This window comes from Nonomuraea sp. N2-4H (assembly GCF_045291505.1).
GTDB lineage: Bacteria > Actinomycetota > Actinomycetes > Streptosporangiales > Streptosporangiaceae > Nonomuraea > Nonomuraea fastidiosa.
The window spans coordinates 8129310-8155595 of the sequence record NZ_CP147987.1; the positions used below are offsets into that span (position 1 = coordinate 8129310).

21 protein-coding genes are annotated in these 26286 nt (G+C 73.1%); 10 read left to right on the plus strand and 11 right to left on the minus strand.

The window, feature by feature from the left end; genetic code table 11:
- Window positions 1–2: 2 nt before the first annotated feature.
- From WBK31_RS37650 to WBK31_RS37660, 3 genes are all read right to left on the minus strand, one after another.
- The gene (locus WBK31_RS37650) at window positions 3–1409 is read right to left on the minus strand and encodes an NAD(P)/FAD-dependent oxidoreductase (RefSeq protein WP_364063797.1); all 1407 of its coding nucleotides are present in this window, start codon (window positions 1407–1409) and stop codon (window positions 3–5) included.
- Window positions 1410–1623: 214 nt separating this feature from the next.
- Window positions 1624–2091, minus strand: a complete 468-nt coding sequence (locus WBK31_RS37655) for an STAS domain-containing protein (RefSeq protein ID WP_406673942.1) — start codon at window positions 2089–2091, stop codon at window positions 1624–1626.
- Window positions 2092–2175: 84 nt separating this feature from the next.
- Window positions 2176–3822 (minus strand): IucA/IucC family C-terminal-domain containing protein, encoded by a 1647-nt coding sequence (locus WBK31_RS37660; protein WP_406675561.1) that lies wholly within the window; start codon window positions 3820–3822, stop codon window positions 2176–2178.
- A gap of 392 nt (window positions 3823–4214) precedes the next feature.
- On the opposite strand from WBK31_RS37660, the gene WBK31_RS37665 reads away from it, so the two are divergent.
- Together WBK31_RS37665 and WBK31_RS37670 are read left to right on the plus strand one after the other, a co-directional pair.
- Entirely contained in the window at window positions 4215–5729 is a 1515-nt protein-coding gene (locus WBK31_RS37665) for an IucA/IucC family C-terminal-domain containing protein (protein WP_364063788.1), read from the plus strand.
- A gap of 53 nt (window positions 5730–5782) precedes the next feature.
- Complete coding sequence (locus tag WBK31_RS37670) at window positions 5783–6628, plus strand: alpha/beta hydrolase (RefSeq protein ID WP_364063786.1); 846 nt, start codon at window positions 5783–5785, stop codon at window positions 6626–6628.
- 6 nt (window positions 6629–6634) lie between these two features.
- On the opposite strand, the gene rfaE2 is transcribed toward WBK31_RS37670, so the two are convergent.
- A complete protein-coding gene (gene rfaE2, locus WBK31_RS37675; protein WP_406673943.1) occupies window positions 6635–8059 on the minus strand; it encodes a D-glycero-beta-D-manno-heptose 1-phosphate adenylyltransferase in 1425 nt (474 codons plus the stop codon).
- Between the two features lie 83 nt (window positions 8060–8142).
- Here rfaE2 and WBK31_RS37680 point away from each other — a divergent pair, with 83 nt between their 5' ends.
- Genes WBK31_RS37680 through WBK31_RS37700 form a run of 5 tightly spaced genes read left to right on the plus strand, consistent with a single transcriptional unit; the run spans window position 8143 to window position 12835 of the window.
- Complete coding sequence (locus WBK31_RS37680) at window positions 8143–9681, plus strand: glycosyltransferase family 9 protein (protein ID WP_406673944.1); 1539 nt, start codon at window positions 8143–8145, stop codon at window positions 9679–9681.
- A 2-nt stretch (window positions 9682–9683) separates the two neighbouring features.
- A complete protein-coding gene (locus WBK31_RS37685) occupies window positions 9684–10196 on the plus strand; it encodes a SigE family RNA polymerase sigma factor (protein ID WP_406673945.1) in 513 nt (170 codons plus the stop codon).
- Window positions 10193–11434, plus strand: a complete 1242-nt coding sequence (locus tag WBK31_RS37690) for a hypothetical protein (RefSeq protein ID WP_406673946.1) — start codon at window positions 10193–10195, stop codon at window positions 11432–11434. Before WBK31_RS37685 ends, WBK31_RS37690 begins: the two co-directional genes overlap by 4 nt.
- A 41-nt stretch (window positions 11435–11475) precedes the next feature.
- A complete protein-coding gene (locus tag WBK31_RS37695) occupies window positions 11476–12054 on the plus strand; it encodes a TetR family transcriptional regulator C-terminal domain-containing protein (RefSeq protein ID WP_364063770.1) in 579 nt (192 codons plus the stop codon).
- Window positions 12055–12070: 16 nt separating this feature from the next.
- Window positions 12071–12835 carry an SDR family oxidoreductase gene (locus WBK31_RS37700; RefSeq protein ID WP_364063767.1) on the plus strand — a complete coding sequence of 255 codons (765 nt, stop codon included), beginning with the start codon at window positions 12071–12073 and terminating at the stop codon, window positions 12833–12835.
- A 131-nt stretch (window positions 12836–12966) separates the two neighbouring features.
- Here WBK31_RS37700 and WBK31_RS37705 read toward each other — a convergent pair whose 3' ends face one another.
- Complete coding sequence (locus WBK31_RS37705; protein WP_406673947.1) at window positions 12967–14517, minus strand: N-acetylmuramoyl-L-alanine amidase; 1551 nt, start codon at window positions 14515–14517, stop codon at window positions 12967–12969.
- 178 nt (window positions 14518–14695) lie between these two features.
- Between WBK31_RS37705 and WBK31_RS37710 the strand changes: the two genes are divergently transcribed.
- Entirely contained in the window at window positions 14696–16633 is a 1938-nt protein-coding gene (locus WBK31_RS37710; RefSeq protein ID WP_406673948.1) for a family 10 glycosylhydrolase, read from the plus strand.
- A gap of 54 nt (window positions 16634–16687) precedes the next feature.
- Complete coding sequence (locus tag WBK31_RS37715; RefSeq protein ID WP_364063758.1) at window positions 16688–17773, plus strand: histidine kinase; 1086 nt, start codon at window positions 16688–16690, stop codon at window positions 17771–17773.
- Window positions 17774–17821: 48 nt separating this feature from the next.
- Here the strand turns inward: WBK31_RS37715 and WBK31_RS37720 are convergent, their stop codons facing one another.
- The 4 genes from WBK31_RS37720 to WBK31_RS37735 all read right to left on the minus strand — a co-directional run bounded on the left by WBK31_RS37720 (window position 17822) and on the right by WBK31_RS37735 (window position 21903).
- Entirely contained in the window at window positions 17822–19426 is a 1605-nt protein-coding gene (locus WBK31_RS37720) for a pyridoxal phosphate-dependent decarboxylase family protein (RefSeq protein WP_406673949.1), read from the minus strand.
- The gene (locus tag WBK31_RS37725) at window positions 19423–20754 is read right to left on the minus strand and encodes an MFS transporter (protein ID WP_364063753.1); all 1332 of its coding nucleotides are present in this window, start codon (window positions 20752–20754) and stop codon (window positions 19423–19425) included. Before WBK31_RS37725 ends, WBK31_RS37720 begins: the two co-directional genes overlap by 4 nt.
- The gene (locus tag WBK31_RS37730; RefSeq protein WP_406673950.1) at window positions 20751–21380 is read right to left on the minus strand and encodes a TetR/AcrR family transcriptional regulator; all 630 of its coding nucleotides are present in this window, start codon (window positions 21378–21380) and stop codon (window positions 20751–20753) included. The genes WBK31_RS37725 and WBK31_RS37730 overlap by 4 nt, the downstream gene beginning before the upstream one ends.
- A 217-nt stretch (window positions 21381–21597) precedes the next feature.
- A complete protein-coding gene (locus WBK31_RS37735) occupies window positions 21598–21903 on the minus strand; it encodes a hypothetical protein (RefSeq protein ID WP_378785671.1) in 306 nt (101 codons plus the stop codon).
- A 143-nt stretch (window positions 21904–22046) separates the two neighbouring features.
- On the opposite strand from WBK31_RS37735, the gene WBK31_RS37740 reads away from it, so the two are divergent.
- Window positions 22047–22664, plus strand: coding sequence for a hypothetical protein (locus tag WBK31_RS37740; RefSeq protein ID WP_378785669.1), 618 nt, complete (start codon window positions 22047–22049; stop codon window positions 22662–22664).
- Here the strand turns inward: WBK31_RS37740 and WBK31_RS37745 are convergent.
- Both WBK31_RS37745 and WBK31_RS37750 read right to left on the minus strand, forming a co-directional pair.
- Complete coding sequence (locus tag WBK31_RS37745) at window positions 22586–23017, minus strand: hypothetical protein (RefSeq protein WP_364063746.1); 432 nt, start codon at window positions 23015–23017, stop codon at window positions 22586–22588. The genes WBK31_RS37740 and WBK31_RS37745 overlap by 79 nt on opposite strands.
- A gap of 602 nt (window positions 23018–23619) precedes the next feature.
- Window positions 23620–26151 (minus strand): glycoside hydrolase family 9 protein, encoded by a 2532-nt coding sequence (locus WBK31_RS37750; RefSeq protein ID WP_406673951.1) that lies wholly within the window; start codon window positions 26149–26151, stop codon window positions 23620–23622.
- Window positions 26152–26286: the final 135 nt, after the last annotated feature.

Sequence of the window (26286 nt, forward strand, 5' to 3'; positions counted from 1 at the left end):
TTTCACAGCCCGTACGTCTCCAGCAGCCGCAGCCAGATCTCGCTCACCGTCGGGAACGACGGCACCGCGTGCCAGAGCCGGTCGAGCGGCACCTCGGCCGTCACCGCGATCGTGGCCGCGTGCAGCAGCTCAGCCGCGCCGGGACCCGCGAACGTGACGCCGAGCAGCACCTTCCTGTCCTCGTCCACCACGGCCTTGGCCTTGCCGCGGTAGCCGTCGCCCAGCAGGTACGCCCCGGTGACCGCGCCCATGTCGTACTCGACCGCCCGCACCCGGAAGCCGTCGGCGCGGGCCTGCTCCTCCGTGCGGCCCACCGCGCAGACCTGCGGGTCGGTGAAGACGACCTGGGGCGAGCCGTAGCCGTAGGCCAGGTCGCGCATCGCGGGCAGCTCGTCGCCGCGCGCCCTGGCGGCGATCACGTCGCCGCAGATCCGCGCCTGGTACTTGCCCATGTGCGTGAGCAGCGCCCGGCCGTTGACGTCACCCACGGCGTACAGCCAGCCCTCGGGCACGCCGGTGGCCCGCATGCTGTCGTCCACCTCGACGGGGGCGTCGTCCGGCAGGCCGACCGTGTCGAGGCCGAGCCCGCGGGTGGCGACGTTGCGGCCCGTGGCGACCAGCAGCTCGTCGGCCTCGATCGGCGGGCCGTCGCTCAGGTGCACGGTGACCTTGCCGCCGGGCTCCGGCCGCTCGACGCGTTCCATGCTCGTGTTGAAGCGCACGTCGATGCCGGACTCCGCGAACGACTGCGCGACCAGCTCGCCGGCGAACGGCTCCATGCGGCCGAGCAGGCGGTCCCCGCGTACCACGATCGTCGTCTGGCGGGCGCCCAGCCCGTGCATGGCCTGCGCCATCTCGCAGGCGACCACGCCGCCGCCCAGCACCACCAGCCGCTCCGGGATCGAGGATGCCGCCGTCACCTCGTGGCTCGTCCACGGCTTCGCCTCGGCCAGGCCCGGCACGGGCGGCACGGCGGCGGTGCTGCCGGTGGCGAGCACGACGGCCTGGCGGGCGGTCAGCACGCGCTCGTCGCCGTCCTCCGTGGTGACCCGCACCCGCTTGGGGCCGTCGAGCCTGCCGCGGCCCCGTACGAACTCGGCAGGAACGCTCTCGATCCAGCGCACCTGCCCGCCGTCGTCGTAGCCGGACACCGCCTCGTCCCGCCTGGCCAGCACCTTCCGCACGTCGATCTCGCCCAGCGTCATCCCCGGCACCCTGGCCACATCCGCCGCGAGATCGACCGGCCGCAGCAGCGTCTTACTGGGGACACACGCCCAGTAGGAGCACTCGCCGCCGGCCAGGCGCTCCTCGACGATGGCGGCGGTCAGCCCGCCGCGCACGGCGCGGTCCACCACGTTCTCTCCTGCGGGCCCGGCGCCGATCACGATCACATCGAACTCGTCCGCCACCGCTGCCTCCCCAAGCACTCGCCCGGTCTTTTAGCCGATGCTTTCACGCCCCGCCGCCGGACGCAGCGACCGGTCCACGGTACGAGGCTCGGCGGGGGTGGGGTGGCGAGGCGTTTGCGGTGGTCGGCGGGGGCTTGTGAGGTGCGCGCGGCGGTCAGCGAGGGCCGGGGCGCTTGGGACGGTGGTCGGCGGGGGCTTTAGGGGTGTGCGGCGGTCAGCGAGGGCCGGGGCGCTTGGGACGGTGTTCAGCGGGGGCGGCGGGAGCCGGCTGCACGGTGCGGAGGCGGGGGAGATGGCGGCGGGCGGGGCCTGCCGGGCGGTACGCGGCCACGCCGGCCGCCGCGAGGGCCTCCGCCATGGTGGCGAACACCGGGATCGCCGCGTCCGCCTGCTCGCCCATCAGCGCGATGAGGCGGCGCAGCGGCGGGCGGGCCCCGGCGACGGCCAGGTGCCCGCCCTTGGCCCGCAGCGCGCGGTGGGTGAGCGCGAGCCGTTCGATGCCGCTGAGATCGCAGAACCACAGGTCGCCCGCCGCGACCAGCACGTGCGTGAGCGGCGATTTGGGCACGGGGTCGAGAAACGAGGCCAGCACGGGCCGGGTGGTACGGTCCAGCTCGCCGGTCAGGGTGATCACCAGGGTCGTGTGATCGATGGGAACGAGCCGGACGGACAGTTGCATCATCGCGAGCCCCCCTCTCAGAACATGGGGCGCGTGAGCCGGTGCCCATCTTCCTTCCCCGGCGGGCACGGCGATAGGCACTTCGCGTCAAAGAGTTCCGATGAGCGGGTTCGGCAGCGTGGTCCAGCGGTCGCCCGCGCCCTCCATGCGGGCCAGCAGGTGGGCCTTGGCCGGGAGCCGTTCACCGAACAGCGCGGCGCGGTCGGCGGCCGGCAGCGACCCGGCCGCGTCACGGGCGGCCGTGGCCACGACCTGCCACAGCTTCGCCTCTGCGGCCCTGTCGCCCTGCCCGAAGGCGGAGATCAGGCTGCCGAACGTGGTGCCGATCAGCGAGCCGAACAGCTTCGCGTGCAGGACGGCCGGGTCGTCGCTGAGCAGCCGCGCGCTCACCGGCGGGGTCTCGACGCCGTGGCGGGCGAGCCTCGCGGGGCTGATCCTGACGTCGGCGAGATCGCGGTAGATCAGCCGGTACGGCCTGCCGCCGCCGTCCAGCGCCACCAGCAGGTTCTGGCCGTGCGCCTCCATGGCGATCCCGCAGGCCAGCATGCCCAGGGCCGACTCCCAGGCCAGTCGTGCGAACGCGGTCAGCCACGCCACCGGCTCCCGCGCGACGGCGCAGAGCGCGGGCGCGGCGGGGCCGGGGAACTCGTGGCCGGGCGATGCGGGTCCCTCGGGGGCGGTGAGGGGCCGGGCGGCGAGGGGCCGGGCGGCGAGCGGGCGGACGGCGAGGGCGAGGGCGGCGAGCGGGAGGACGGTGCCTGGGCCGGTCCCGGGTTCGGGCTCGGGCGTGGGATCGCGGAGCATGATCGACACATCGGCGCTCGGCCGTCCGTCGATCGGACCGGCCGCGCCCGCCAGGTAGCGGGCGATGCGCAGCCCGCCGCCGCAGCGCGCGGCCACCGTGGTGAGCAGGCCGGACAGGGGCACGCAGTCGCGTACGGAGCCGGGGGAGATGTCCCTGACGTCCGAGGTCATGCGGGTGGAGAAGGCCGTCTTGAGATGCGGCCCGCCGTCGAGCGGGGCGAGCGTGCGTACGGCCATGAGCGGGCGCGCGGGGATCACCCCGGTCGCGTGCGGCCGCAGCCCCAGCCCGGCGAGGACATGCGCGCTCTGCCACGGATGCACGGGCAGCAGCAGCCGGTCGCCGTCCCTGAGGGAGTCCGGCCACGGACCGGTGACGAGGCAGTCGCGGGCGGGCACCGCCAGCAGGTCGAGGCGGACGATGGGGCGGTGCTCGGGCATGTACGCGAGCTGCTCGGCCACCGACACGCCGGGGCGGTTGCGGCAGCCCGGATGGTAGGGATGGCCGTCGATCACGGCCTGCTCGTGCTCCTCGGGCGTCGCGGCGGGCCGGGCCGGGGCTCCGGCTCTGGAGAGCGCGAGCGAGGCGACGCTGTTGTCCAGATCTGCGATCAGGGCGGCGGTGCCGGGTAGGGCGAGCGCGTCGAGCAGCGCGGCCGGGTGGGTGTGCGGGTGTCCGTCGAGGTGCAGTACGGGCTCGTCGCGCACGTCGTACGGCCGCCGCTCGGGCCCGGTGAGCTTGCGTCCGTCGGTGAGCACCACGCACCCGGGCCCGGCCGCCGACAGGCCCGGCAGCGGCTCGTACAGCAGTCCCCGCCACAGCCGTCCCATGACGGCGGCCCGCGCGCCGGGCAGTGCGGCGGTGTAGCGGCCGGACAGCTTAGGCCGTACGCGGGCCAGCTCCTCGGCGAACTCCGCTTCCACCGGCCTCATCACGGCCCCCATGATCTCCGCCTTCCCCGTCTCCAACCCGTCGGCTACCCCGTGGGCACCAACGGGGACAAAAGGGTAGGAGTACGGTCGCCATGGCGACTACCGACGATCCGTCCCTATCCGCCGACCCGCCACATGACCTCGCGGGCCCGGGCGATGCCCCCGTGCGCACACGGGACGACCCCACCGAACCGCGACCCGAGCCCGCCGGACGCGCGACTGAGCCCGCAGGGTCGCCGGACGCGCTTGCCGGACGGCCGGTTGGGCCTGCCGGGCCGCAGGAGGGGCGGGCCGCGTCGCCGACCGGACCTCCCACACCGCTGACCGGGCCTCCCAGACCGCCGGTTGGGCCTGCCAAGGCGCCGGGTGAGCCGACAGGGGCGCTGGAGCGGGTGGGTGACGAGGCCGAGGCGATGGCGATCACGGCGTTGCTGCGTTGCCTCATCCGGGAGGTGGCCGAGCCCGCCGGAGCGGGGGCGTACCGGTTGCCGGCCACCGGGCGCGTGCTGCGGGTCGAGGGCGGGCGGCGGCCGAGCGCGCCGATGCTGCGTGACGCCGGCGGGTGGCGGGCGCTCGGGCTGGCCGAGCTGGTCGAGGTGGCCGCCGGCGAGCTGCGGGCGAGCACCGGGGCGGTCAACGACGTGCTGCCCGCCGAGATCCTGCACAGCCGCGACGTCACCGCCGCGCTGCTCGCCGCCAGGAGTGACACGACGCCGCCCGCCGACCTGTACCTGCGCTCCGAGCAGGCCCTGATGGCGGGCCACCCCTACCACCCGGCACCCAAGGCGAGGGGCGGCGGAGGGGCGCAGGCGTGGCTGCCGTACTCGCCGGAGGCGCGGGCGAGCTTCCCGCTGACACTGCTGGGCGTCCCCGAGAGCGAGCTGATCGAGGTGGGGGACACGAGCGCGTTCGACCGGCTCGGCGGGACACGGGAGGCCGGTCTGGTGCCGCTGCCCGCGCATCCCTGGCAGGTGGAGCTGCTCGGCGGCCTGCCGGAGCTGCCCGAGCTGGGCCGTACCATCCGGCGGGCGGTGGCCACGGCCTCGATCCGCACCGTCTACCTGCCGGAGGCGGACCTGTTCTGCAAGTTCAGCCTGGACGTGCGGATCACGAACGACGTACGCCGCCTGTGGCTGCACGACCTGCGTCACCTCCCGGTGGTCGCGGCCCTGCTTGAGGCGGCCTTCGACGACATGCCCGCCCACCTGCCCAGGCCGTCGCTGCTGCGCGACCGCGGCTACCGCAGCGTGGAGCTGGGCGGAGACGGCGGCGAGGCGCTGGCGGTGATCGTCCGCGACGGGCTGCGCGAGCACGTACGCCCGGGGCTGACGGCGCTGCTGGCGGCCGGGATCGCGGAGGGCTTTCCCGGCAGCCCGCTGGACGGCCTGGACGCCGACGGGGCGCTGCTGTGGTGGCAGCGCTACCTGGAGCACGTGGTGCCGCCGGTGCTGCACGCGTACCTGCGGCACGGGGTGGTGCTCGAATGCCACCTGCAGAACGTGCTGGTCGCGGTGGACGCGGCCGGGCTGCCCGGGCAGGCGCTGTTCCGCGACTACGAGGGCGTCAAGCTGGTCGCCGACCGGCACGCAGGCGGCGGAGGCCCGCTGCTGGGCGAGCGGCGGGCGTGGGAGCGGCTGGTCTACTGCCTGGTGACCAACAACCTGTGCGAGATCGCGGGTGCGCTGGCCGACCGGCATCCGGGGGTGCGGGCGGAGCTGTGGTCGCGGGCCAGGGCGGTGTTCGCGGCGGCGGCCAAGGACTACGGCGATCCGCAGGAGCTGCGCGAGCTGCTCGCCGCCGCGTACGTGCCGGCCAAGGCCAACCTGCTGCTGCGCTGGCTGGACGACGACGGCGCGGCCATGCGCTGGGTGAACGTCCCCAATCCTTTGCGACTCTTTACGCCATAAGCTATCGTCGCCACACAATCCTTTACGGCGTAACGAGTTAGCGGAGGGGTGCCATGTCCAGGGCGACGCTGCACGACGGCAGGACGATCGAGGTGGAGGTGCGCGGATCGGGACCGGCCGTGCTGCTGCCCGTCGATCCACACCCTGTGGAGGGCGAGCAGGCAGAGGAGATGCGCACATGGGGCAACGACCCGGCACTCGGGCGCAACCTCATCGACGGCCTCGCCGACACCTTCCAGGTGGTGGCCTTCGACTACCAGGGCCACGTGATGGAGCACCCCAAGCCGGACACCCTCACCCCCGACAACATCGCCCGCGACTTCCTGGCCGTGGCCGACGCGGCGGGGGCCGAGCGGTTCGCGTACTACGGGTACTCGTGGCTGGCGCTCAGCGGGCTCCAGCTCGCCGTGCGCACCGACCGGATCTCCGCGCTGGCCATGGGCGGGTTCCCGCCGTACGCGGGGCCGTATGCGGAGATGCTCAAGGTCACGACGGCGACGTACGAGCTGGCCACCGCCCCCGAGCCCGCCCCCGAGCCCGCCGCCGAGACCGAGCAGGACGACGACCCCTGGTCCTCGGCCGCCGGGCTGCCGAACGAGGAGCAGGCCCGGCAGTTCGTCACCCTCTACGAGAACCTGCGGGACTTCGACGACACGAAGGTCCGGCTCACGTGCCCGCGCCTGTGCTTCGCGGGCTCGGCCGACCAGATCCGGTACGACCAGAAGTGGGGCGGCGTGACCGTGGACATCGGCGGCCCGCTGGTCCGGCACCGCGCCGAGCTGGCCGAGCGGGGCTGGGACGTCGAGGTGCTCGACGGGCACGATCACATGACCGCGATGCAGCCCGCCGCCGTGCTCCCGGTCCTGCGCCCCTGGCTGTCCAAGGTGCTCGCGGTCTGACGACGCTCAAGGCAGCAGGCGCATGCGGCCGATGATGGCGGTCGTGGAGTGGTCGGGCAGGTAGCCGAGCACCCGCACCTCGCCGCCCAGCGCCCGCACGAGCGGCGCCTCCGGCAGCATCTCGGCGGTGTAGTCGCCGCCCTTCACGTACAGCTCGGGACGGATCATCCGCAGCAGCCGCTCCGGGGTGTCCTCGTCGAACTCGGTCACGTAGTCCACGAACGTGAGCGCGGCCAGCACCGACATGCGGTCCTCGCACGGGTTGACCGGCCGTCCCGGACCCTTGAGCCTGGCCACGCCGGCGTCGCTGTTCACCGCCACCACCAGCACGTCGCCGAGCCGGCTCGCCTGCTCCAGATACGACACGTGCCCCCGGTGCAGCACGTCGAAGCAGCCGTTGGTGAACACCACCCGCTCGCCCCTGCGCCGGTGCTCGTCCAGCAGCTCGGCCAGCCGCTCGGCGGGCTGCACGCTGCCCTCCTGGCCCTCCTGGCGGCGCAGCGCGCGCAGCAGCTCGTACCGGGTGCAGACGGCGGTGCCCTGGCGGCGTACGACGACCCCGGCCGCCGCCTGCCCGGCCCGCGCGGCCTCTTCGGGCGGCGCGCCGCCGGCCAGCCAGAGCGCGAACGCCGCCGTGAACGTGTCGCCCGCGCCCGTCGCCATGTGCTGCGGCGCGGGCTGGGCGTAGGTCCGGTACGGCGGCCGCCCGGCCCGGTGCAGCAGCGTGCCCTCGCCGTCCAGGGTGGTGACGACCATGCGTGCGCCGGTCAGCTCAAGGAGCTGCTGCGATCTGGCCATCAGGTACGCGGGCCGGTCGCCGGTCTCGTCCTCGTCGTCGAGCAGCCGGACGACCTCGGCGAAGTTCGGCAGCACCGCGTACGGGCCGCACTCCCGCCACCGGGCCACCGCGTGCGCGTCCACGATGAGCAGCGGCAGCCCCGCCAGGGCCTTGCGGACGGCGGGGGTGCAGACGCCGCCCCCGTAGTCGCAGGCCACGACCACGTCGGCGGCCGGCAGTACGTCGCCGAGCCGGCGCAGCAGCTCGCGCTCGGCCGACTCGGGCAGCTCGGCGTGGTCCTCCTCGTCGTAGCGCGCGGTGAGCTGGCCACTGGTGATCAGCCGCCGCTTGTGCGCGGTCCGCCGGCCGGGCACGGTCACCAGGTCCACGCCGACGCCGTGCAGGCGCAGCGCCTCGACGAGCTTCGCGCCGCACTCGTCGTCGCCCACGACGCCGACGAGCCGCACACCGGCCCCGAGCGCGACGAGGTTGGCGGCGGTGTTGGCGGCACCACCGGGGGCGTCCTCGGTGGATTCCAGGCTCATGACGGGCACTGGCGCTTCCTGGGCGAGGCGCTTGGCAGAGCCGTGGAGCCACGAGTCGAGCATCACGTCACCGACGACCACGGCGCTGACGATCTTGTCTGTGCCCATGAGTGGCGAGTACCAGCAAAAGCGCTGTTCAAACCCGGCATAAGGGAAGTTAGGCGCGATAGGGGGCGGGTAGCCAGGCCGCTATGCAGGGCCCTGGAGACCTCGATGTGCTCGTACCGGCCGACCCGGAGGGCGGGAACGCGGGCGCGTCGCCCGGCCTCGCGATGGACGCCGGGCCGGTCGACGGAGTGCGGCGGATCGCGGTGCTGCGGGCCAACGCGCTCGGCGACTACCTCATGGCGGTGCCCGCGCTGGAGGCGCTCAAGCGCGCCTACCCGGACGCGGAGCTGACCCTGCTCGCCACGCCGTGGCACGCGACGTTCCTCGACGGGCGGCCAGGACCGGTGGACGACGTGGTGGCGCTGCCGCCGATCACCGGCGTGTCCACGTACGAGAACGGGCGCACCGCCCCCGACGCGCTCTACGACGAGCTGCGCGACCGGCGCTTCGACCTGGCGGTGCAGATCCACGGCGGCGGGCGCTACTCCAACCCGTTCATCAGGCGGCTCGGGGCCAGGGTGACCGCGGGGCTGCGCGCGCCGGGGGCCGAGAGCCTCGACCGGTGGCTGCCGTACACCCACTACCATCACGACACGCTGCGCTTCCTCCAGGTCGCGGCGCTCGTGGGCGGGGTGGGCGGCGGGCTCGAGCCGCGCATCGAGGTGACCGCCGCCGACCGCGCCGAGCTGGCCCGCACGCTCGGCCTGCCGCCCACCGGGCTGGTCGCCGTGCATCCCGGCGCGACCGACCCGCGGCGGCGCTGGCCGGTCGAGCGCTTCGCCGAGGTCGCCGACCGTACCGGCAGGCCCGTTGTGGTGACCGGCACCCGCGCCGAGGAGGACCTGGTGGCGGGCGTCGTCGCGGCCATGCGGGGGCCCGCGATCCCCGTCGTCGGCGTGCTCGGCATCGGCGGCCTCGCCGCCCTGTACGAGCGCTGCGACCTGCTGATCTCGAACGACACCGGCCCACGCCACCTGGCGGCGGCCGTCGGCACCCCTACGGTGGCCGTCTACTGGTGCGGCAACCTCATCAACGCGGGCCCGCTCAGCAGGGCCGCGCACCGGCCGCTGATCTCGTGGACCACGGCCTGCCCGACCTGCGGCGCCGACGGCGTCGACCCCGCGGCCGAGCGCTGCCCGCACGAGGAGTCATGGGTGCGCGACGTGACGGTGGACATGGTGGCGGAGCAGGCGTACGACCTGCTCCACGGAACTTCGGGGAGAGCGGATGACGGATCACGTGGTGCTCGACGAGCTGCGCAAAGCCATCGACGAGGCGTTCCAGGGGCGCGAGCGGGTCGCGATGAGAGAGGTGTACGCGCAGGCGTCCCGGCACGTCGGCCTGCCCGCCGACCTGCTCGGACACCTCAACGAGCTGACGGAAGGCGACTACGACAGGCGGGAGCTGACCGAGGCCATCAACGAGGTGATCACCCGCAGGGGCGAGCAGGACACGCTCGGCCTGCTGGAGGTGCCCAGGCAGCGAGCCGCGGAGGACAAGCCCGTACGGGACCACCTCGGCTCCATGACGGACGACGACGACCCGGACATCATGCGCTAGGTCGCATAGCGGCGCGGCCGCACGGCGTCTGCAAGGGTGATAGTCGATTCCCTTGGAGGTGACCGTGGACGCCGCGGACGAGCCACTGTTCCGCGAGTTCGTCGCCGATCGTTCGCCTGCCCTCATGCGGCTCGGGTTTCTGCTGACCGGCGGGGACCAGCACGCGGCCGAAGACCTGGTGCAGACGGCGCTGGCGAAGCTGGCGGGCAGATGGCGGCAGGTGGCGGCGCCGGAGGCGTACGTCAGGCAGATCATGTACCGCCAGCAGGTGAGCTGGTTGCGGGCGCGCGTGCGCAGGCCCGAGGTGGTGCAGCCGATCCTGCCCGAACGCGCGGCCCGCGACGCCCACCATCAGAGCGAGCTGCGCCTGATGTTGCGCTCGGCCCTGGCCAGGCTCACCGCCCGGCAGCGGGCGGTGCTGGTGCTGCGCTATTTCGAGGACCTGCCGGAGCAGGAGGTGGCGCGGGTGCTGGGCTGCTCCGTCGGCAACGTACGCAGCACCGCGCACCGGTCGCTGGCACGGCTGCGCGAGATCGCCCCCGAGCTGGCCCAGGAGATGAAGGAGGTGGCCAGGTGACCAGGCTGCTGCGCGACACGTTCAATGAGTGGGCCGACGAGGTCAGGGTGCCGCACGACCTCGCCGACCGGGCGCTGCGCGGCAGGCGCTCCCTCTGGCTGCCGCTGGGCGCCGCGCTGCTCGTCGGCGCGATGATCGCGGCCGTCGCCGTGTTCGTCACCATGCGGCAGGAGCCCGACGTCCAGCCCGCACAGGGCGTGGAGCTCCCCGTCCGGCCCTCGCCCGCGCCCACGGACGTGCGCACCGACACCGGGAACGTCCCGCCGGCCAAGCTGATCGCCGCGGGGAACCTGGCCGTGTCGGCGTACTACGTGACCACCAGGGAGAAGACCGAGGACGGCATGGTGCGGGAGCGGCGGACCTGGTCGGTGTACGACCCGGCGAGCGGCGGTTACGCGCGGACCCCGTACGCGTGGGTGGACGTCGCCCCCGGGCTCCAGGTCGCGGCCGTCATCGAGGGCGACCTGATGGGCAACCGGGTGGGCGTGCTCGACCTGAACACCCGGAGCATCATCGACTGGTACGAGCTGGACCACGACGTGGCCTCGGTCGCCTGGTCGCCGGACGGTACCAAGATCCTCGCCACCGCGTACTCGTCGTATCCGGACGTCTTCGAGCCCGTGAAGGACCAGCCCGGCCAGCTCATGCCCCAGAAACAGCCCAGCCCGCGCACCGGTTACTACGTGATCGACGTGCCGGCGGGCGTGTACGAGTACCGCGAGCTGGCGCCGCTGCCGACTTCCGGTCAGTCCACCATCTCCCGGCCGCGGACCACGGACCGCACCTACCTCTCGCAGCCCGAGGCGAACGCCCGCCAGGACCTCGACTGGAGCCTCGACGGCAAGCTGATCTGGGGCCCCACGATCAGCAGGTCCGACCGCGTCTGGTACACGATCGACGGCCGCACGGCGGACGCGCCGAAAGGGCAGCGCTATGTCCGCCACTCGCGCCATTCGGCGCTCTCGCCGGACGGCCGCCTGCTGCTCGGCCCCGACGGGCTGCCCACGAGGATCACCGACATCGAGACGGGCAAGGTGGCCAGGCAGCGGGTGCTGCGGCTGCTCGCCTGGGCGGACGACCAGCACGTCATCGCGCTCGGCTGCGCGGGCAAGTGCGAGAACGAGTTCAACAACGGGCTGGTGCTGGTCAGCGTGGACGGCTCCGAGATGACCCAGCTCGCCGCCAACACCGACAACGAGGAGAGCCGCTCTTGGGACTGGGTCCTCACTCCCAGATAGATTTTTGACCGATCGGTCTCGATACTGCTAGCGTCACGTCCGTGGCAAGGACCAAGGAGTTCGACCCGGACGTGGCGCTGCAGCGCGCCCTGGAGCTGTTCTGGGAGCGCGGCTACGAGTCGACCTCGATGAACGACCTCGTCGAGCGGCTCGGCGTGGCCAAGGCGAGCATCTACGCCACGTTCGGCGGCAAGCGCGAGCTCTACATCAAGGCGCTCGACCGCTACCTGCGCCGGCGCGATGTGATCGGCCCGCTCGCGCAGCCGGGGCCCGCGGTGCCCGCCGTACGCGCCTTCCTCGACTCGTACGTGGCCACCTGCCTGGCCGACGAGCTGCGGCGGGGCTGCATGGTGGTCAACTCGGCCGTCGAGTTCGCCTCCCGCGACCCCGGCGTGCTCGCGAAGGTGGCGGCGAGCTGGACGGAGCTGGAGACCGCGCTGGCCGGCGCGCTCACCCGGGCCCGCGCCCAGGGCGAGATCCCCGAGAGCAAGGACCCGCAGGCCCTGGCCAGGTTCCTGCTCGTGCTGCTGCAGGGGCTTCAGGTGCTCGCGAGGGCCGACCCTGACCCGCGCAGGCTGCGCGACGCGGTCGATCAGGCCATGGTGGCGGTGCAAATATGAGAACGATTGGTATTGAATGATGGTGCGACGGTTCGAGGGGAAGGTCGCGCTCGTCACGGGCGCGAGCGGAGTCGTGGGGCGGGCATCGGCCCTCGCGTACGCCAGGGAGGGCGCGGCCGTCCTGGCCGCGGGCCGCGACGAGGCCCGGCTCGCCGAGCTGGTGAAGGAGATCGAGGGGAGCGGCGGCCGGGCGAGCGCGTACGCCGTGGACATCACCTCCTCGGCCTCGGTCGCCGGCATGGTCGAGGCCGCCGCCACCCGCTACGGCCGCCTCGACGTCGCGCTCAACGCGGCCGGCGTCTTCGGCGCGGTCGCGCCGCTCGCCGACTACGACGAGGACACCTGGGACGACGTCATCGCGGTCAACCTCAAGGGCGTGTTCCTGTCGATGAAGCACGAGATCGCCTACATGCGGGCCCACGGCGGCGGCGTCATCGTGAACGTCGCCTCCAACCTCGGCGCGCACTACCGGCGGCCGGGCGCGAGCGCGTACGTCGCGTCCAAGGCCGCGGTCAGTCATCTGACCAGGACCGCCGCCCGCGACCACATCGCCGACGGCGTCCGCATCAACGCGCTCAGCCCCGGCCCGATCGACTCGCCCATGTCCCTGCGGCCCGGCGAGACCCGCGAGGACCGCGACGCCCGCATGAAGGCGGCGCTGCCGATCGGCCGGGTCGCCACGCCTGAGGAGATCGCCGCCGCCGCGCTGTGGCTGTCGTCGGAGGAGTCGAGCTTCGTGGTCGGCACCGACCACGTCGTGGACGGCGGCGCCGCCGCCTGACCCGTTCAGTCCGCCGGTGGCAGGCCGAGCGCCTGGGCCGGCTCGATTCGCCGGGGAGCAGAAGACGGCGCCTGCACAGGAGACGGCCCGCGCCCGGGAGGTAGCAGGCGCGGGCCGTGGTTCCTGGAGGGTCAGCGGCTGATGCGGACGGCGTCGGCGATGACGAGGCCGGTGCCGCCGGTCCAGCGGCTCACGGCGACCACGTTGTACGTGCCCGCGTTCAAGGAGAAGGTTCCGATGGAGCGCCAGGATCCGCCGCCTGATCGTTGATCGACGTACACGGTCTGGTTGCCGCTCGATGTCGCCACTATGTAGGGCGCCGAGCTGTTATAGCCGGGGTCGGCCGGATACCAGACCTCGATCTGGTACGTGCCGGCGCTGGGGATGGTCGCGGAGTACCAGGCCGGGTCGCTGGCGGCGACCGGCTCGGCGAAGCGGTAGTTGGTCCCGTAGCGCTGGCTGGAGTAGGCGGAGGTGCCCCAGTTCTCGCTGGCGGTGAACTGGCCGGCGGTGGCGTTGTCGACCGTGGTCTGCCAGGTCGGGGTGCCGCCACCGGTCACGTAGTTCATGTACGTGGTCCAGTTCCAGTTCGAGCCGGGGTCGGTGTGGGTCGCGCCGGGCACCTCGCTGTGGCCGATGATGCCGGTCCGGTTCTTCGGAATGCCGTACTTGTCGCACAGGTAGCGGACCAGCGCGGCGGACGACCGGTACATGGCGTCGGTGAACCACGAGGCGTCGTTGACCCAGCCCTCGTGCTCGATGCCGATCGAGCGGTTGTTGTAGCTGGAGTTGCCCGCGTGCCAGGCGACGTCCTTGTCACGGACCATCTGGGTGATGGCGCCGTCGGAGGACCTGACCACGTAGTGGGCGGAGACCTGCGCGGAGGGGTTCTGGAACCAGGAGATGGTGCCCGCGTAGGAGCCCTGCGTCACGTGGATGACGACGCGGTCGATGTTGTAGCTGGTCTCGCGGTTGGAGACGCGGTAGTTGCTGGAGCTGGCGGCGACCCAGGCGGCGGGCGGGTAGTCGGGGCTGGCGATGCCGACGGGGCCGTCGGCGGCCTGGCCGGACTTGTCGCTCGCACGCGCGTTCAGGTCGCGGGCCTTGGCGTACTCCCCGCGGTCGGCGGTGACCTCCTGAGGCGCGACGCGCACGCCGCGGATGTCGATGCCGAGGCCGAGCTGCTCGTAGACGGCGTCGGCGTACAGGCGGGCCAGCTCGGGCGAACTGGCGTTGCCGTACTTGGCGACGGCCTTGTACCAGCGGCCCGGGTCCTTCCTCGCGGTCTCGTCGAGCCCGAGCGCGTCGGCGTGGGCGCGCAGGACGGCCGCGCCGCCGAGGATGTTGGACGCGTCGTCGGTCTTGAGCTTGTCGGCGGGGATGCCGGTGAGCTTCTCCGCCTGTTCGAGCGAGTGGTTGGTGGGGTTGCTGACCAGGTGCATGACGCCGTAGCCGCCGCTGGCGCTCGGCTCGCCGTCGTGCCCGTCGAGGTGGGTCTCGGCGTAGGCGAGCGCGACCAGCAGGTCACGCGGTACGTCGTGCGTCTGCGCCGCCTTGGCGAAGGCGGTGGCCAGCGGGGATTCGGCGGCGGTCTGGGACCAGGCCGGCTGGCCTGCGCCGACGAGGATGAGGGTGAGGATCGCGGTGGCGAGGGCTGCTAATCGCGTGCGGGCGAGAGTCATGGAGGGCTCCTCGTTCACAGACGTGACGCCAGCACGCTACGGCAATCTCCTGACTAATGTCGATAATTGACATTACTTCTGAGTTAAGTGAAAATTCTCTCCCTCTAGCGTGGCCTTGACATAGCGATCTTTCTGAAAACTATTGCGCTCGCCGTCAATTGCGCTGAAACTTCCCTTCGTGACCGCGCTTCCGCGTATCGTCCTGGCGGCGCTCACCGCCGCGCTCCTCAGCCTCGTGAACCCCGTCTCCGCCGCGGCAGCGGCCTGCACCCCCGACCCCGCGACCCCCAAGCGCCAGCTCCGCGCCATGTGGATCTCCTCCGTGGCCAACATCGACTGGCCGAGCCGCACCGGGCTCAGCGTCTCGGCACAGCAGGCGGAGTTCCGCGCCTGGCTCGACCTCGCCGTCTCCAAGCGCATGAACGCCGTGATCGTGCAGGTCAGGCCGACGGCCGACGCGTTCTGGCCGTCGCCGTACGAGCCATGGTCCCAGTGGCTGACCGGCACCCAGGGCCGCGACCCCGGCTACGACCCGCTGGCCTTCATGGTCGCCGAGGCCCACGCCAGGAACCTGGAGTTCCACGCCTGGTTCAACCCGTACCGGATCGCCAACCACGCCGACCCGTCCAGGCTGGTCTCCACGCATCCCGCGCGGCAGCACCCGGACTGGCGCTTCGCCTACGGCGGCAAGCTCTACTACAACCCCGGCATCCCGGAGGTCCGCGACTTCATCGAAGACGCGATCATGGACGCCGTCAGCAGGTACGACGTGGACGGCGTGCACCTCGACGACTACTTCTACCCCTATCCGGTCAGCGGCGAGAGCATCCCCGACGCCGACACCTACGCCCGCTACGGCGGCTCGTTCGGCGACATCGGCGACTGGCGGCGCGACAACGTCAACCGCCTGGTCCGCGAGCTCGACCAGCGCATCCACGCCGCCAAGCCGCACATCGCGTTCGGCATCAGCCCGTTCGGCATCTGGCGCAACGCCTCCACCGACCCGCTCGGCTCGCGCACCTCGGGCCTGCAGTCGTACGACGCGATCTACGCCGACAGCCGCACCTGGGTCAAGCAGGGCTGGGTCGACTACCTCGCGCCGCAGATCTACTGGCACATCGGCTTCGGCACCGCCGCGTACGAGGTGCTCACCGCCTGGTGGTCCGACGTGGTCAGGGGCACCGGCGTGCAGCTCGTCGTCGGCCAGGCCGCCTACCGCGCGGGCGCGTCCGGGCAGGACCCCGCCTGGCAGGACCCGGCCGAGCTGAGCGACCACCTCACCGACAACCGCAATCACCCCGAGATCACCGGTGACGTCTTCTTCAGCGCCAAGGACGTCAAGGCCGACAGGATCGGCGCGTTCACCAGGGTCGTCCGCGACCACTACGGCAGGCCGGCGCTGGTGCCGGCGCGCGGCTCCGCCGCCGCGCCCGCCGCGCCGTCGATCACCTCGGCCACCCGCTCCGGCGGCGGCGTGCAGCTCGCATGGAACGGCTCCGGCACCGCGTACGCGGTCTACCGGGTGGACGGGACCGCGGACGAGTGCTCGTTCGCCGACGCCAGGAACCTCATCGGCACGACCAGGCAGAAGACGTTCACCGACCCCGCGCCGACGTCCTCGCCCACCTACTACGTGACCGCGCTCAACCGCACCCACCAGGAGAGCGCGCCCAGCCAGGGCCGCGCGCCGGAAGGCGACGGCAACAGCGGGTTCAGCGTCGTGGTGGACAACGCCGACTCCGGGTTCACGGCGAGCTCGTCCTGGGGCACGTCCGCGTACTCGGGGCAGCGCCACGGAGCCGACTACCGCTTCGCCGAGCCGGTCGCGGCCAGCGACCCCGCGTGGTTCCGCGCCGCGATCCCGAGCGCGGGCACCTACCGGGTCGAGGTGTGGTATCCGGCCGACGCGGGCTACAACAGCGCGACGCCGTACATCGTGGCCGCATCGGGCGGGAACCGGACGGTCACCGTCGACCAGCGCAGCGGCGGCGGCGCCTGGCGCTCCTTGGGGACCTTCTCCCTCAACGCCGGCACCTACAACGTCGTCGGGGTGAGCCGCTGGACATCGGCCTCCGGTTACGTCATCGCCGACGCCGTCCGGATCACCCGGGTCTGACCGGCTACTGGAACAGGGGTGGGCAGGCACGGCGGGTGATCGTACGATGATGCGGTGGACGGTGCCCGCCCGCGACCGATCGACGCCCTCGCGGTCCTGGTCGCGGCCGGCTTGACCCTCGCGACCGGCCACCGGGGCGCGGTCCTGGCGATCCTGCTCGCGGCGGCGGTGCCGGTGCTGTGGCTGCGCCGCGCGCCGCTCGTCGTGGCCTGGATCTGCGCGGGCACGGCGGTCGCGCTGCCCGTCCTGTCGGTGCTCTTGCCCTCGGCCGTGCCGCCTCCCGTGGCCGACGCCCCGATCTGGCCGCCCGCCGGCCCGTTCGCCGCCTACGGCGTGATGGCCTTCGCGTCGGCCGCCCGCACGCCCGCCCGCTGGCTCCCGCTGGCCGTGCTGGCGCTCGGCGTGTTCGCGCTGCCCGACCGGCTTCCGCTGGCCGGCCGCACCGAGGCCGCGCTCGCCCTGTCCGTCATGTACGGCCGCTACGTCCGCGTCAGGGAGCGCCTGCGCGCCGAGCTGGCCGAGCGGGAGCAGCGCATCGAGCGCGAACGGCTGGCCGGCGAGCTGCACGACGTCGTCATCCACCGGGTCAGCCGCATGGTGCTCCAGGCCGGCGTGCTCGCGATGAGCACCGGTGACGAGCGGGCCAGGGCGGCGGCTGAGGAGATCAGGGCGGCCGGTACGGAGACGCTGGACGAGCTGCGCCACATGGTCGCGCTGTTACGGCGCGGCACCGGCGAGGGCTTCGACCTCGGGCTGCCGCTGCCCGACCTGCGGCCCCTGGTCATCGACGCGGCCAGGGACGGGCTGCCGGTCGAGCTGTCGGTGGACGGCGAGCCCGCGCCGGTGCCCGGCCAGGTGGGGCGCACGGCGTACGTGGTGGTGGAGACCGCGCTGGCGCACGCGCGCAAGCACGCGCCGGGAGCGGGCGCGCGGGTGCTCGTACGGTGGCTGCCCGGCACGGTACGCGTGTGCGTCCGGCATACCTGCGGCCGCCCCGACGCCGGCCCGCCGCACTTCACCGCCACCTCCGCCATGGACCTGCTCGATCTGCGGCGGCAGGTGGAGCTGGCGGGCGGCACGCTGGAGTGCGGCCCGCTGCCGGACGGCGGACAGCGCATCGAGGCGAACTTTCCCATCTGACCGCGGCCACCGTCCAGGCGAGCGCCTCGCACGGGGGCGCGCCTTGCGTCAGTCGCCGTAGATGACCGACAGGAAGCGCACCAGCACCGCCTCCCTCGACGCCGGGGGCAGCGCGTCGAGCACGGCGTTCACCATGGCCATCTCCGGCTGTCCCGAGCCCGGCCGCAGGTCCACGCCGACAGAGGCGCTCAGCTCGGCGAACGTCGCGTCGTCGATCGCCTCCAGATCGAGCCCGGCGACCAGCTCGACCAGCCCCTCCGGCAGTACCGCAGGGCCGCGCTCGCGGGCGGCGTGCGCCGACTCGGCGATCACCTTCAGCATGGCGTCCACCCCGGCCAGCGTGACGCCGGTGACCGTGACGTGCAGGTTCGCGGGGATGCCCGCGTACGAAAGCTGCGGCTGCAGGAACCAGCCGCGCGCCCGCGCCTCGTCGGCCAGCACGAACACGTCCACGTCCGCGCCGGTGAAGGCCACCAGCGACGACTCCGGCTCGCCCAGCACCCGCAGCCCGGGGATCCCGGACAGGCCGTCGCGCAGCCTGCGGGTCGCCTCCCACGTGGCCCGGCCCAGCTCCAGGTAGCCCTCGCGGCCCAGCGCCTGCAGCGTGGCCCACGCGCCGCCGAGCGGCCCGGCCGAGCGCGAGCTCTGCACGGTCGCGTTGATGATCGTGTACCCGGGCCAGTCCGCCGACGCGAAGTACGCCTTGCGGCGCATCGCCGGATCGGCGAACAGCAGCACCGACGCGCCCTTGGGGGCGTAGCCGAACTTGTGCAGGTCGCAGGAGAGCGACGTGACGCCCGGCACCGACAGGTCGAACGGCGGCACCGGCGCGCCCGCCTCGCGTAACCAGGGCAGCAGCCATCCGCCCACGCACGCGTCCACGTGGCACGGGATCCCCGCACGCGCGGCCAGCGCCGCGACCTCCTCGACCGGGTCGATCACGCCCTGCGGGTAGGACGGCGCGGAGACGACGACCAGGATCGTGCGCTCGTCGATCGCGGCCGCCACGTCGCCGGGCCGCACCTTGTACGTCTCCAGGTCCACCGGCACCGGCTTCACCTCGACGCCCAGGTAGTGGGCGGCCTTGTGGAAGGCGGGGTGCGCGGTGACCGGCAGCACCAGGTTCGGCCGCTCGCCCGGGGCGAGGCGCCGCGCGGCCCCGTCTGCGGTGGCGCTGTCTGCGGTTGCCCCGTCTGCGGTGGCCCCGTCTGCGGTGGCGCTGTCTGCGGTTGCCCCGTCTGCGGTTGCCCCGTCTGCGGTGGCGCTGTCTGCGGTGGCGCTGTCTGCGGTGGCGCTGTCTGCGGTGGCGCGGTCTTTTGCGGCGGCGAAGTCGCGGGCGGCTTTGACGGCCAGCATGATCGACTCGGTGCCGCCGCTGGTGAAGATCCCGTGACCACCGCCGAGCAGGTCGCTGACCGCGCCGACGACCTGCCGCTCCATCGCGACCACGCTGGGGAACGCGGTCGGGTCGAGGCAGTTGACCTCCAGCATCTCCAGGTAGGCCCGGGTGGCGGCGTCGTGCACGGCGGCCCGCCCGGTGTCGTAGACGTAGGCGGTCACCTGGCCGCCGCGTACCGGCAGGTCGTGCTCCTTGAGCCGGGCGATCTCCGCCAGCAGGTCCTCGGTCGATCGTCCGGCCGGGGGCAGGTTCACGCGGCCTCCTTTCTCGTGAGGGCGAGCCTGCCGTACCGGAGGATGAACGGCAGGCTGATCAGCATGAGCAGGGCGGGCAGCGCGGTGAACCCGAGCAGCAGCCCGGTCAGCGCGCCCGCCGGTTGCGCGACCGGCGACTCCGTCGCGGCGGAGACGAACCCGGAGGCGGCGAGGACCAGCGCGTACAGGCCGGGGCCGAGCGCCAGGCCCGCCGTCTCGCCGGCCGTCCACAGCCCGGTGAACGCCCCCGCCTGCGTCTGCCCGGTACGCGCCGCGTCGGCGTGCACGGTGTCCGGCAGCAGCGACAGCGGCAGCAGTTGCAGCGCCGCGTAGCAGACGCCGGCCAGCGCGGTCAGCGCCAGCGTGGGGACTAGGCCGCCCGCCGCGATGGCCCAGATCAACGCCACCGCGATCGCGCAGAAGCCGGCGGACGCGGCGAAGTAGCAGCGCACCGTCCCGTGGGCGCGCGCCAGCCTGGCCCAGACGGGCACGGCGAGCATGCTCGGCCCGACGAGGCAGACGAACATCACCGAGGTCAGCCCGTCGTCGCCCAGCCGGTACGCCGCCACGTACGGCGCGCCCGCCAGCATCACCGCCACCGCCAGCGCCTGCGTCACGAACGCGGCCAGCAGCACGAAGAACGGCCGGTTGCCCCTGGCCAGCCGGAAGGCCGCCATGGGGCCGAGCTGGCGCTGCCCCGGCAGCGACGGCACCCACCGGGTGGCCAGCGTCGCGGCGACCAGCGCCGCGCCCATGATCGCGCCGATCGTCACGCCCATCACCGCGTAGCCGGGCCTGCCGCCGCCCGCCACGTCCACCAGGGCAGGGGCCAGGCCGCCCGCGACCAGGATGCCGACCGTCAGGCAGACCACCCGCCAGGACATGATCCTGGTCCGCTCGCCCTGGTCGGGCGACATCTCGGCGGGCAGGGCGACGTACGGGACCTGGAAGCAGGCGAACGCGGTGGCCGCGAGCAGGAACGCCGCCCCCGACCAGACCGCCCCCGGCACGTCGCCCGGCACGCTGAACATCAGCGCGAACGCCACCGGCAGCGCCACCGCACCGGCCATCAGCAGCCGCGTCCTGCGGCCGGTCCGCACGGCCTCGCGGTCGCTCGCGGCGCCGACCAGCGGGTTCAGCAGCACGTCCCAGATCTTGGGCGCGACCAGCACGGCCCCGGCCACCGCCGCGGGCACGCCCAGCATGTCGGTCAGGTAGTAGAGCAGCAGCAGCCCGGGGACGGCGGAGAACACGCCGGTGCCGACCGAGCCGATGCCGTAGCCGAGCAACCGGCCGCGCCCGAGCGCGACGGCACCGCGGGCGGTCACCGGGGGTCGCCGGGCAGGCCGAGCGTGCGGTGCACGACGTGGTGCAGGTGGGCGCGGAAGCGGCGCAGCGCCGCCCGGTCACCCGCCGCCCTGCGGCGGCCCTCCGCGTCGAGCACGCCGCCCTTGGCGAAGCCGTGCACGGCCCAGATGACGGTCCAGACGGTGTACTCCACGTCGGCCTCATGGGAGATCAGCCCCGACTCGACGGCGGGCCGCAGCGCCGCGCTCACCGCTTCCATGAGCGGCTTGACGTATTGGCGTTCGAGCTGGGTGATGTCGCCCGCGTCGGAGAGCCAGCGGTGCATCCACAGGGCCGGCACCTCGGGGTGGTCGACGCAGAAGTCGAGGTAGTCGTCGGCGAGCCGGTGCAGCGCGGCCACCGGGTCGCCGCCCGGCAGGCGTTCGAGCGCGCGTTCCAGCGCCGCCTTCTCCGCCTGGTGGGCTCGCTCCATGACCGCGAGATACAGCTCCCGCTTGCCGCCCACGTGGTAGTTGACGGTGGCGATGTTCAGCCCGGCGGCCTCGGCGATCTGGCGGGTGGAGGTGCCGTCGTAGCCGAGCGCCGCGAAGAGCTGGGTCGCGACCTTGAGTATGAGGTCGGCCTGGGTGCTCTCAGCGGGAGTCATAGGGCGACGCTAATTGTGCCCCGGCCTCCCGGTCAATCACTTGATGGAGAGCTTTACGAGGTGATGAGGCTCTTTACCGGTGCTAGGGGCTTCACCCGCGTTGTGGGGCTTCACTTGGGTTCTGAGGTACTGCACTCGCGCGCTGAGGGGGCTGCACTCGCGCGCTGAGGGGGCATCACTCGCGTTCTCAGGGGGCATTACTCGCGTTCTGAGAGCTTCACCCGCGCCCGAAGCGCACCGGGCCGTCCGGCTCCCAGCGGGTGAGCACCGTACGGTGGCCGGTCTGCACGCCGGTGCCAGGGTCGAGGGCGAACGCGCCGTACAGGGTGGTGGTGCGCAGCCCGGCGGCGGCCTGCCAGAGGTCCTCGCGCGCGGTGCCGCCCGCGAGGCCCGCGCAGTGCACGGCGATGATCGCGGCGGCCGCGGCCTGGACGGCGGGGTAGTCGGGCGGCGCGCCGTACGCGGCGATGAACTCCCGCTCGGCGCACCCGATCGCCGGCTCGGCCCGCTGCCCGGGAACCACTGGCCGACGCCGTAGACGCCGCGCGGATCCGGTACGGCGCCGCCGAACGCCCGCACACCTGCCGCCACCGCGCACACCGCGCCGGGCACCTCGATCCGCGTCACCGCGGCGACGTCCTCCTCGAACGAGCCCGCGCTGAACAGGTGCCACGACGGCTCGCGCGGCTGCCGCGCGGTCACCGCCAGCCCCGCCACCCGCGCCTGAAGCTGCGCGCCGAGCGCCACCTCGCGGGCGAAGCGGCCCTTGCCCTGGACGATCCACAGCGGCCGGAAGTCGCCGCTGCGCACCAGGTGCCGGACGAACGGTTCGGCGTACCGGTACGCGGGGGTGAGCACCGGGACCACGTGCCCGGGGAAGGCCGGGCCGCCAGAGCCGCCGTGGTTCCACAGCAGCAGCCCCTCGTCCACGGCCACCTGCCCGGCCCGGCGTACCAGGCCCACCGAGTACGGCCCGAGCAGCAGGTCGCACCGGCCCGCCAGGTCGCGCAGCACCCGCTCCAGCGTGTCCGGGTCGCTGCGGTCGTCCTCGACCAGCAGCTCGGCGCCGTCCGCGAGCGAGCGCCAGGCGGCGAGCCCGCGCGCGGCCTGCTCACCGAACCGGGCGAACCGGCCGGACAGCGAGAGCGGCGCCCCGATACTCAGCACGCCGTCCTCCTGCCCGCGACCGGGCGGCTCAGACCCGCTCACCTGGGCTTCCAGTACTTCTCCAGCGCCCGCTCCAGGTCGGTCACGACCGGCTTCCAGGTCGGCGGAAGCGAGTAGCGGCTGACCCGCCGCCCGTCGTAGGCCAGCGTGTACTTGATGAAGTCGGCCCCCTGCGGCGGCGGCTCCGGCGCGCCCAGCCGCAGCGCGCGCAGGTGGGTTCGCAGCCTGCGCAGCTCCCCGGCGGTCAGGCACGCGCCCATCGCCCGCCCTCTGCGCCGGTCGAAGCGCGCGCATCCGTCGGCGTGCACGGTCACGCGGTCGAGCAGGCCCGCGAAACCCCCCTCCTTGCGCAGCTCCACCAGCACCCGCTTGCCCGTCGCCCGGTCCGCCGCCGTCGCCTGGGCGGGCGGCATGGACGTGCTGGGGAGCAGGAGGAGCAGGGGCAGGAGCGCGATTCGCCACAACGTCATGCCCTCTTCCACGTATCCCGCCCTCAAACGGCTCACGGCCGACCGGGGGACATGCGACGGGCCTGGGTCGGCTCACGGCCGGTCGGGGGTGGGAGGGTGTGCGGGCGTGAGCCGGCTGACGGCCGGGCGGGGAGGTGATGCGGCGGTCCTGGGTGGGCTTGCGGCCGGTCGGGGGTGGGAGGGTGTGCGGGCGTGAGCCGGCTGACGGCCGGGCGGGGAGGTGATGCGGCCGGTCGAGGTGCGGGCGTGAGCCGGCGCATGCGGGCGGGCCGAGTGAAAGCGGGCCCTGGCGATGGCCGTGCACCGGGGCCTCGCCTCCCGGACAGCCGGTCGGGTGTCAGCGCACCCGTCCCGGCGACCGGGGTCGAGACGTTCCGGCGCCGCCAGGGCCCGTTCCCCTCTCCTCCGCGACGCCGTCGCCCGCTTCACGGCGGGCGCGGCGCCTCCGCACCCTGCGCGGGCGCAGGTGGAAGGGCGGGACGACGAAGCCGGTCCGGTCGCGGGGGCGGCCGGTTACGGCTCCGTCCGGCAGCGTAGTGGTCTTCCTGCCGTACCAGGACGTAACTACCAGAATCCGGGCGATTCGGCAGCGAGTTTCGGTCTCATCGGCAGCGGGCGCCGTTCAGGTGGAAGACCTCGGGCGCCGGGTTCGGCCCCGACGGGTTGGTGCCGTTGAAGCCGAACGTCACCACGTCGCCCGGCTTGATCCGGCCGTTCCAGTCCGTGCTCTTGGCCGTCACCACCGAGCCGGACTGCGAGATCGCCGCGCCCCAGGCGTGCCCGACCCGCTGCCCGGCCAGGAACGACCAGCGCAGCTCCCAGCCGTCCACCGCCTTCTTCCCGCGATTCTCGACCACGACCTGGGTGGTGAACCCGCCGGGCCACGCGCCGTGCGCCGAGTAGCGCACCCGGCAGTCCGACCGCTCGCCCCTGTCGGCCAGGAACGCCGAGACCCAGGCGAGCGGCGAGTTCCAGTTGATGGTCAGCTCGTTGGTCGACCACGACTCGATGTCGTCGATGTAGCAGAACTGCGGCTTGCAGCCCTTCAGCAGGCGCTGCGCGATCGGGTCCTGGATGGAGGAGTTGGGACCGCCCGCGAGCGTGCCGCGCGGCGGGTTGGGCAGGTCGGGGTTGAGCTGGCGGGCGTACCAGCGGCTGTGCTGGTTCTTCGAGGCCACCTCGCCGTAGCCGGTCACGTACGACTGGTTGAGCGCGTTGCGGCCGAGGATGTAGTCCATGCCCTCGCGCACCGCGGCCCGGTACTTCTCCTCGCCCGTCAGGTCGTACGCGGTGGCCAGCACGACCAGGTTGTTCAGGATCAGGTTGTTGGAGCCCCAGTCGTAGTCGGGCACGTCGTACGGGATGCCGTACGGGTGCGCCCGCTGGATCGCCAGGTACTTCTCCGCGCCTTCGACCACCGACTGGCGCACCCGCTCGCGGTCCGGCAGCGCGTTCGGCACGGTCGCCAGCTCCAGGCGGCCGAGCTGGGCGGTGTTGCCCCAGTCGAAGCCCCGGTCGCGCCAGATGTCGCCCGTGTGGTGCGGCGACGCCAGCACGAAGTCCCTGAACTCCTTCTCACCGGTCGTGATGAACAGCTCCGCCGCCGCCCAGTAGAACTCGTCGGTCACATCGGAGTCGTTGTACGCGCCACCGCCGACGCCGTCGTTCGGGTCGGCGTACTTGTCCGGGTTCGTCTTGGCCGCCGCCCACGCCTTGCGCGCGGCCGCCAGGCTCTTCCCGGCGAACTCCGCGTCGTACGGCGCGAAGAGCCGGGCCGCCTGCGCCGCCGTCGCGGCCAGGTTCAGCGTGGCCGCGGTGGACGGCGGGTGCAGCTCGCGCGGCTGCGGGTCGAGGTGCGGCAGCAGCGGCAGGCCCGTCCACTCCCGGTCGTGGATCTTGTGGTGCGCCATGCCCTCGAACGGCTTGCCGTCCGGCACCTGCATGCTCAGCAGGAACTCAAGCTCCCAGCGGGCCTCGTCGAGGATGTCCGGGCGGCCGTTGCCGCTCTCCGGGATCTCGAGCTGGCCGTCGCCGAAGGCGGCCTTGTTCCGCTCGTACGCGGACATGAGCTGGTGCACCGAGATGCCGCCGTTGACGACGTACTTGCCGTGGTCGCCGGCGTCGTACCAGCCGCCCTTGACGTTCAGCGTGTAGTCGCAGACGCCGGGCTGGCACGGCACCTCCACGTCACCCTGGTTCGGGGCGACGCCCACGTGACCGGCCGGGCGGCCGTAGCCGGGCCTGAGGCTGTCGAGGATCTCGATGCCGCTGCGCTGCGGATAGTAGAACTTCAGCGCGTCCGTCGGCAGCTCGTCGTACAGGTCCTCCTTGATGTCGAACGGGCGGCTGGTCTCGCCGTCCGCGCTCAACGTGTAGCCGGTGCCCTCCTTGCGGTAGGCGCCGAAGTCGAGGGTGTGCACGTTCTGGCCCGAGCTTGCGTCCACACCCCTGGGGACGGTCCTGCCGCGGGCCACGGTCTTGCCGTCGTCGTTCTTCAGCTCCCACTCCAGGGGCTGCGTCTCGGACGTCACCAGCGTCGCCTTCTTCGGGCCGCCGGGCAGGTAGCCGACCATGTTGACGCGGACCCGGGGGCCGGTGTCCGGCACGTACTCCTCGGGCTCCGCGCCGCCGCGCAGCGACACGTCGTCCATGCAGAACCTCCAGGGGTCGGCGCTGCCGCCCAGCTGGAAGACGACCTGGGCGTCCGGCAGCGACACGGGGGCGGTGAACGTGTAGGAGTATTCATTGCCCGAGACGCTCAGCTCGGGGTTGGCCGCGAAATACTGCGTCCACGGGTCCACCGGGAGCTGGATGAGCGCCTTGCCGACCTTGGCGGGGGTGCCGGAGCCGAAGAAGCGGAAGGCGTACGTCTCGCCGGCCACGAGCGGGATGTCGTTCTGGCCGATGATGACGTCCCAGGGGTTCGCGGTGCCGCCGGGGATGTCGGCGCACAGCCGGCCGTCGTCCACGGCGAGCGTGACGTTCTCGGTGCCCCACCAGGGAGCGGTGCCGTCGTCGAAGGTGCCGTTCACGATCTGCTCGGGTCCCTCGTCGGCCGCGTGGGCGGTGGTGGGGACGGCGGATAACGCGAGAGTGGTGAGGAGGGCCAGTAAGGCTGCTCGGCATCGGGTCATGGAGGTCCTTCTGCTCGTTTTGGGAGCGCTCCCAACGGAACGCCCCGATCCTCCTCAACCCCTGATGCGCCGTCAACGGCCCCGTGCCCGGCCGGGCGGCGCGCCACGGCCGGGCCCACGGTGCGCCCGTGGCAA

Coding starts and splice junctions, on each gene's coding strand:
- WBK31_RS37655 (WP_406673942.1), bottom strand. CDS start 2,091: ATGATGCAACTGTCCGTCCGGCTCGTTCCCATCGATCACACGACCCTG.
- WBK31_RS37660 (WP_406675561.1), bottom strand. CDS start 3,822: ATGAGGCCGGTGGAAGCGGAGTTCGCCGAGGAGCTGGCCCGCGTACGG.
- WBK31_RS37670 (WP_364063786.1), top strand. CDS start 5,783: ATGTCCAGGGCGACGCTGCACGACGGCAGGACGATCGAGGTGGAGGTG.
- rfaE2 (WP_406673943.1), bottom strand. CDS start 8,059: ATGGGCACAGACAAGATCGTCAGCGCCGTGGTCGTCGGTGACGTGATG.
- WBK31_RS37680 (WP_406673944.1), top strand. CDS start 8,143: ATGCAGGGCCCTGGAGACCTCGATGTGCTCGTACCGGCCGACCCGGAG.
- WBK31_RS37700 (WP_364063767.1), top strand. CDS start 12,071: ATGATGGTGCGACGGTTCGAGGGGAAGGTCGCGCTCGTCACGGGCGCG.
- WBK31_RS37705 (WP_406673947.1), bottom strand. CDS start 14,517: ATGACTCTCGCCCGCACGCGATTAGCAGCCCTCGCCACCGCGATCCTC.
- WBK31_RS37730 (WP_406673950.1), bottom strand. CDS start 21,380: ATGACTCCCGCTGAGAGCACCCAGGCCGACCTCATACTCAAGGTCGCG.
- WBK31_RS37745 (WP_364063746.1), bottom strand. CDS start 23,017: ATGACGTTGTGGCGAATCGCGCTCCTGCCCCTGCTCCTCCTGCTCCCC.
- WBK31_RS37750 (WP_406673951.1), bottom strand. CDS start 26,151: ATGACCCGATGCCGAGCAGCCTTACTGGCCCTCCTCACCACTCTCGCG.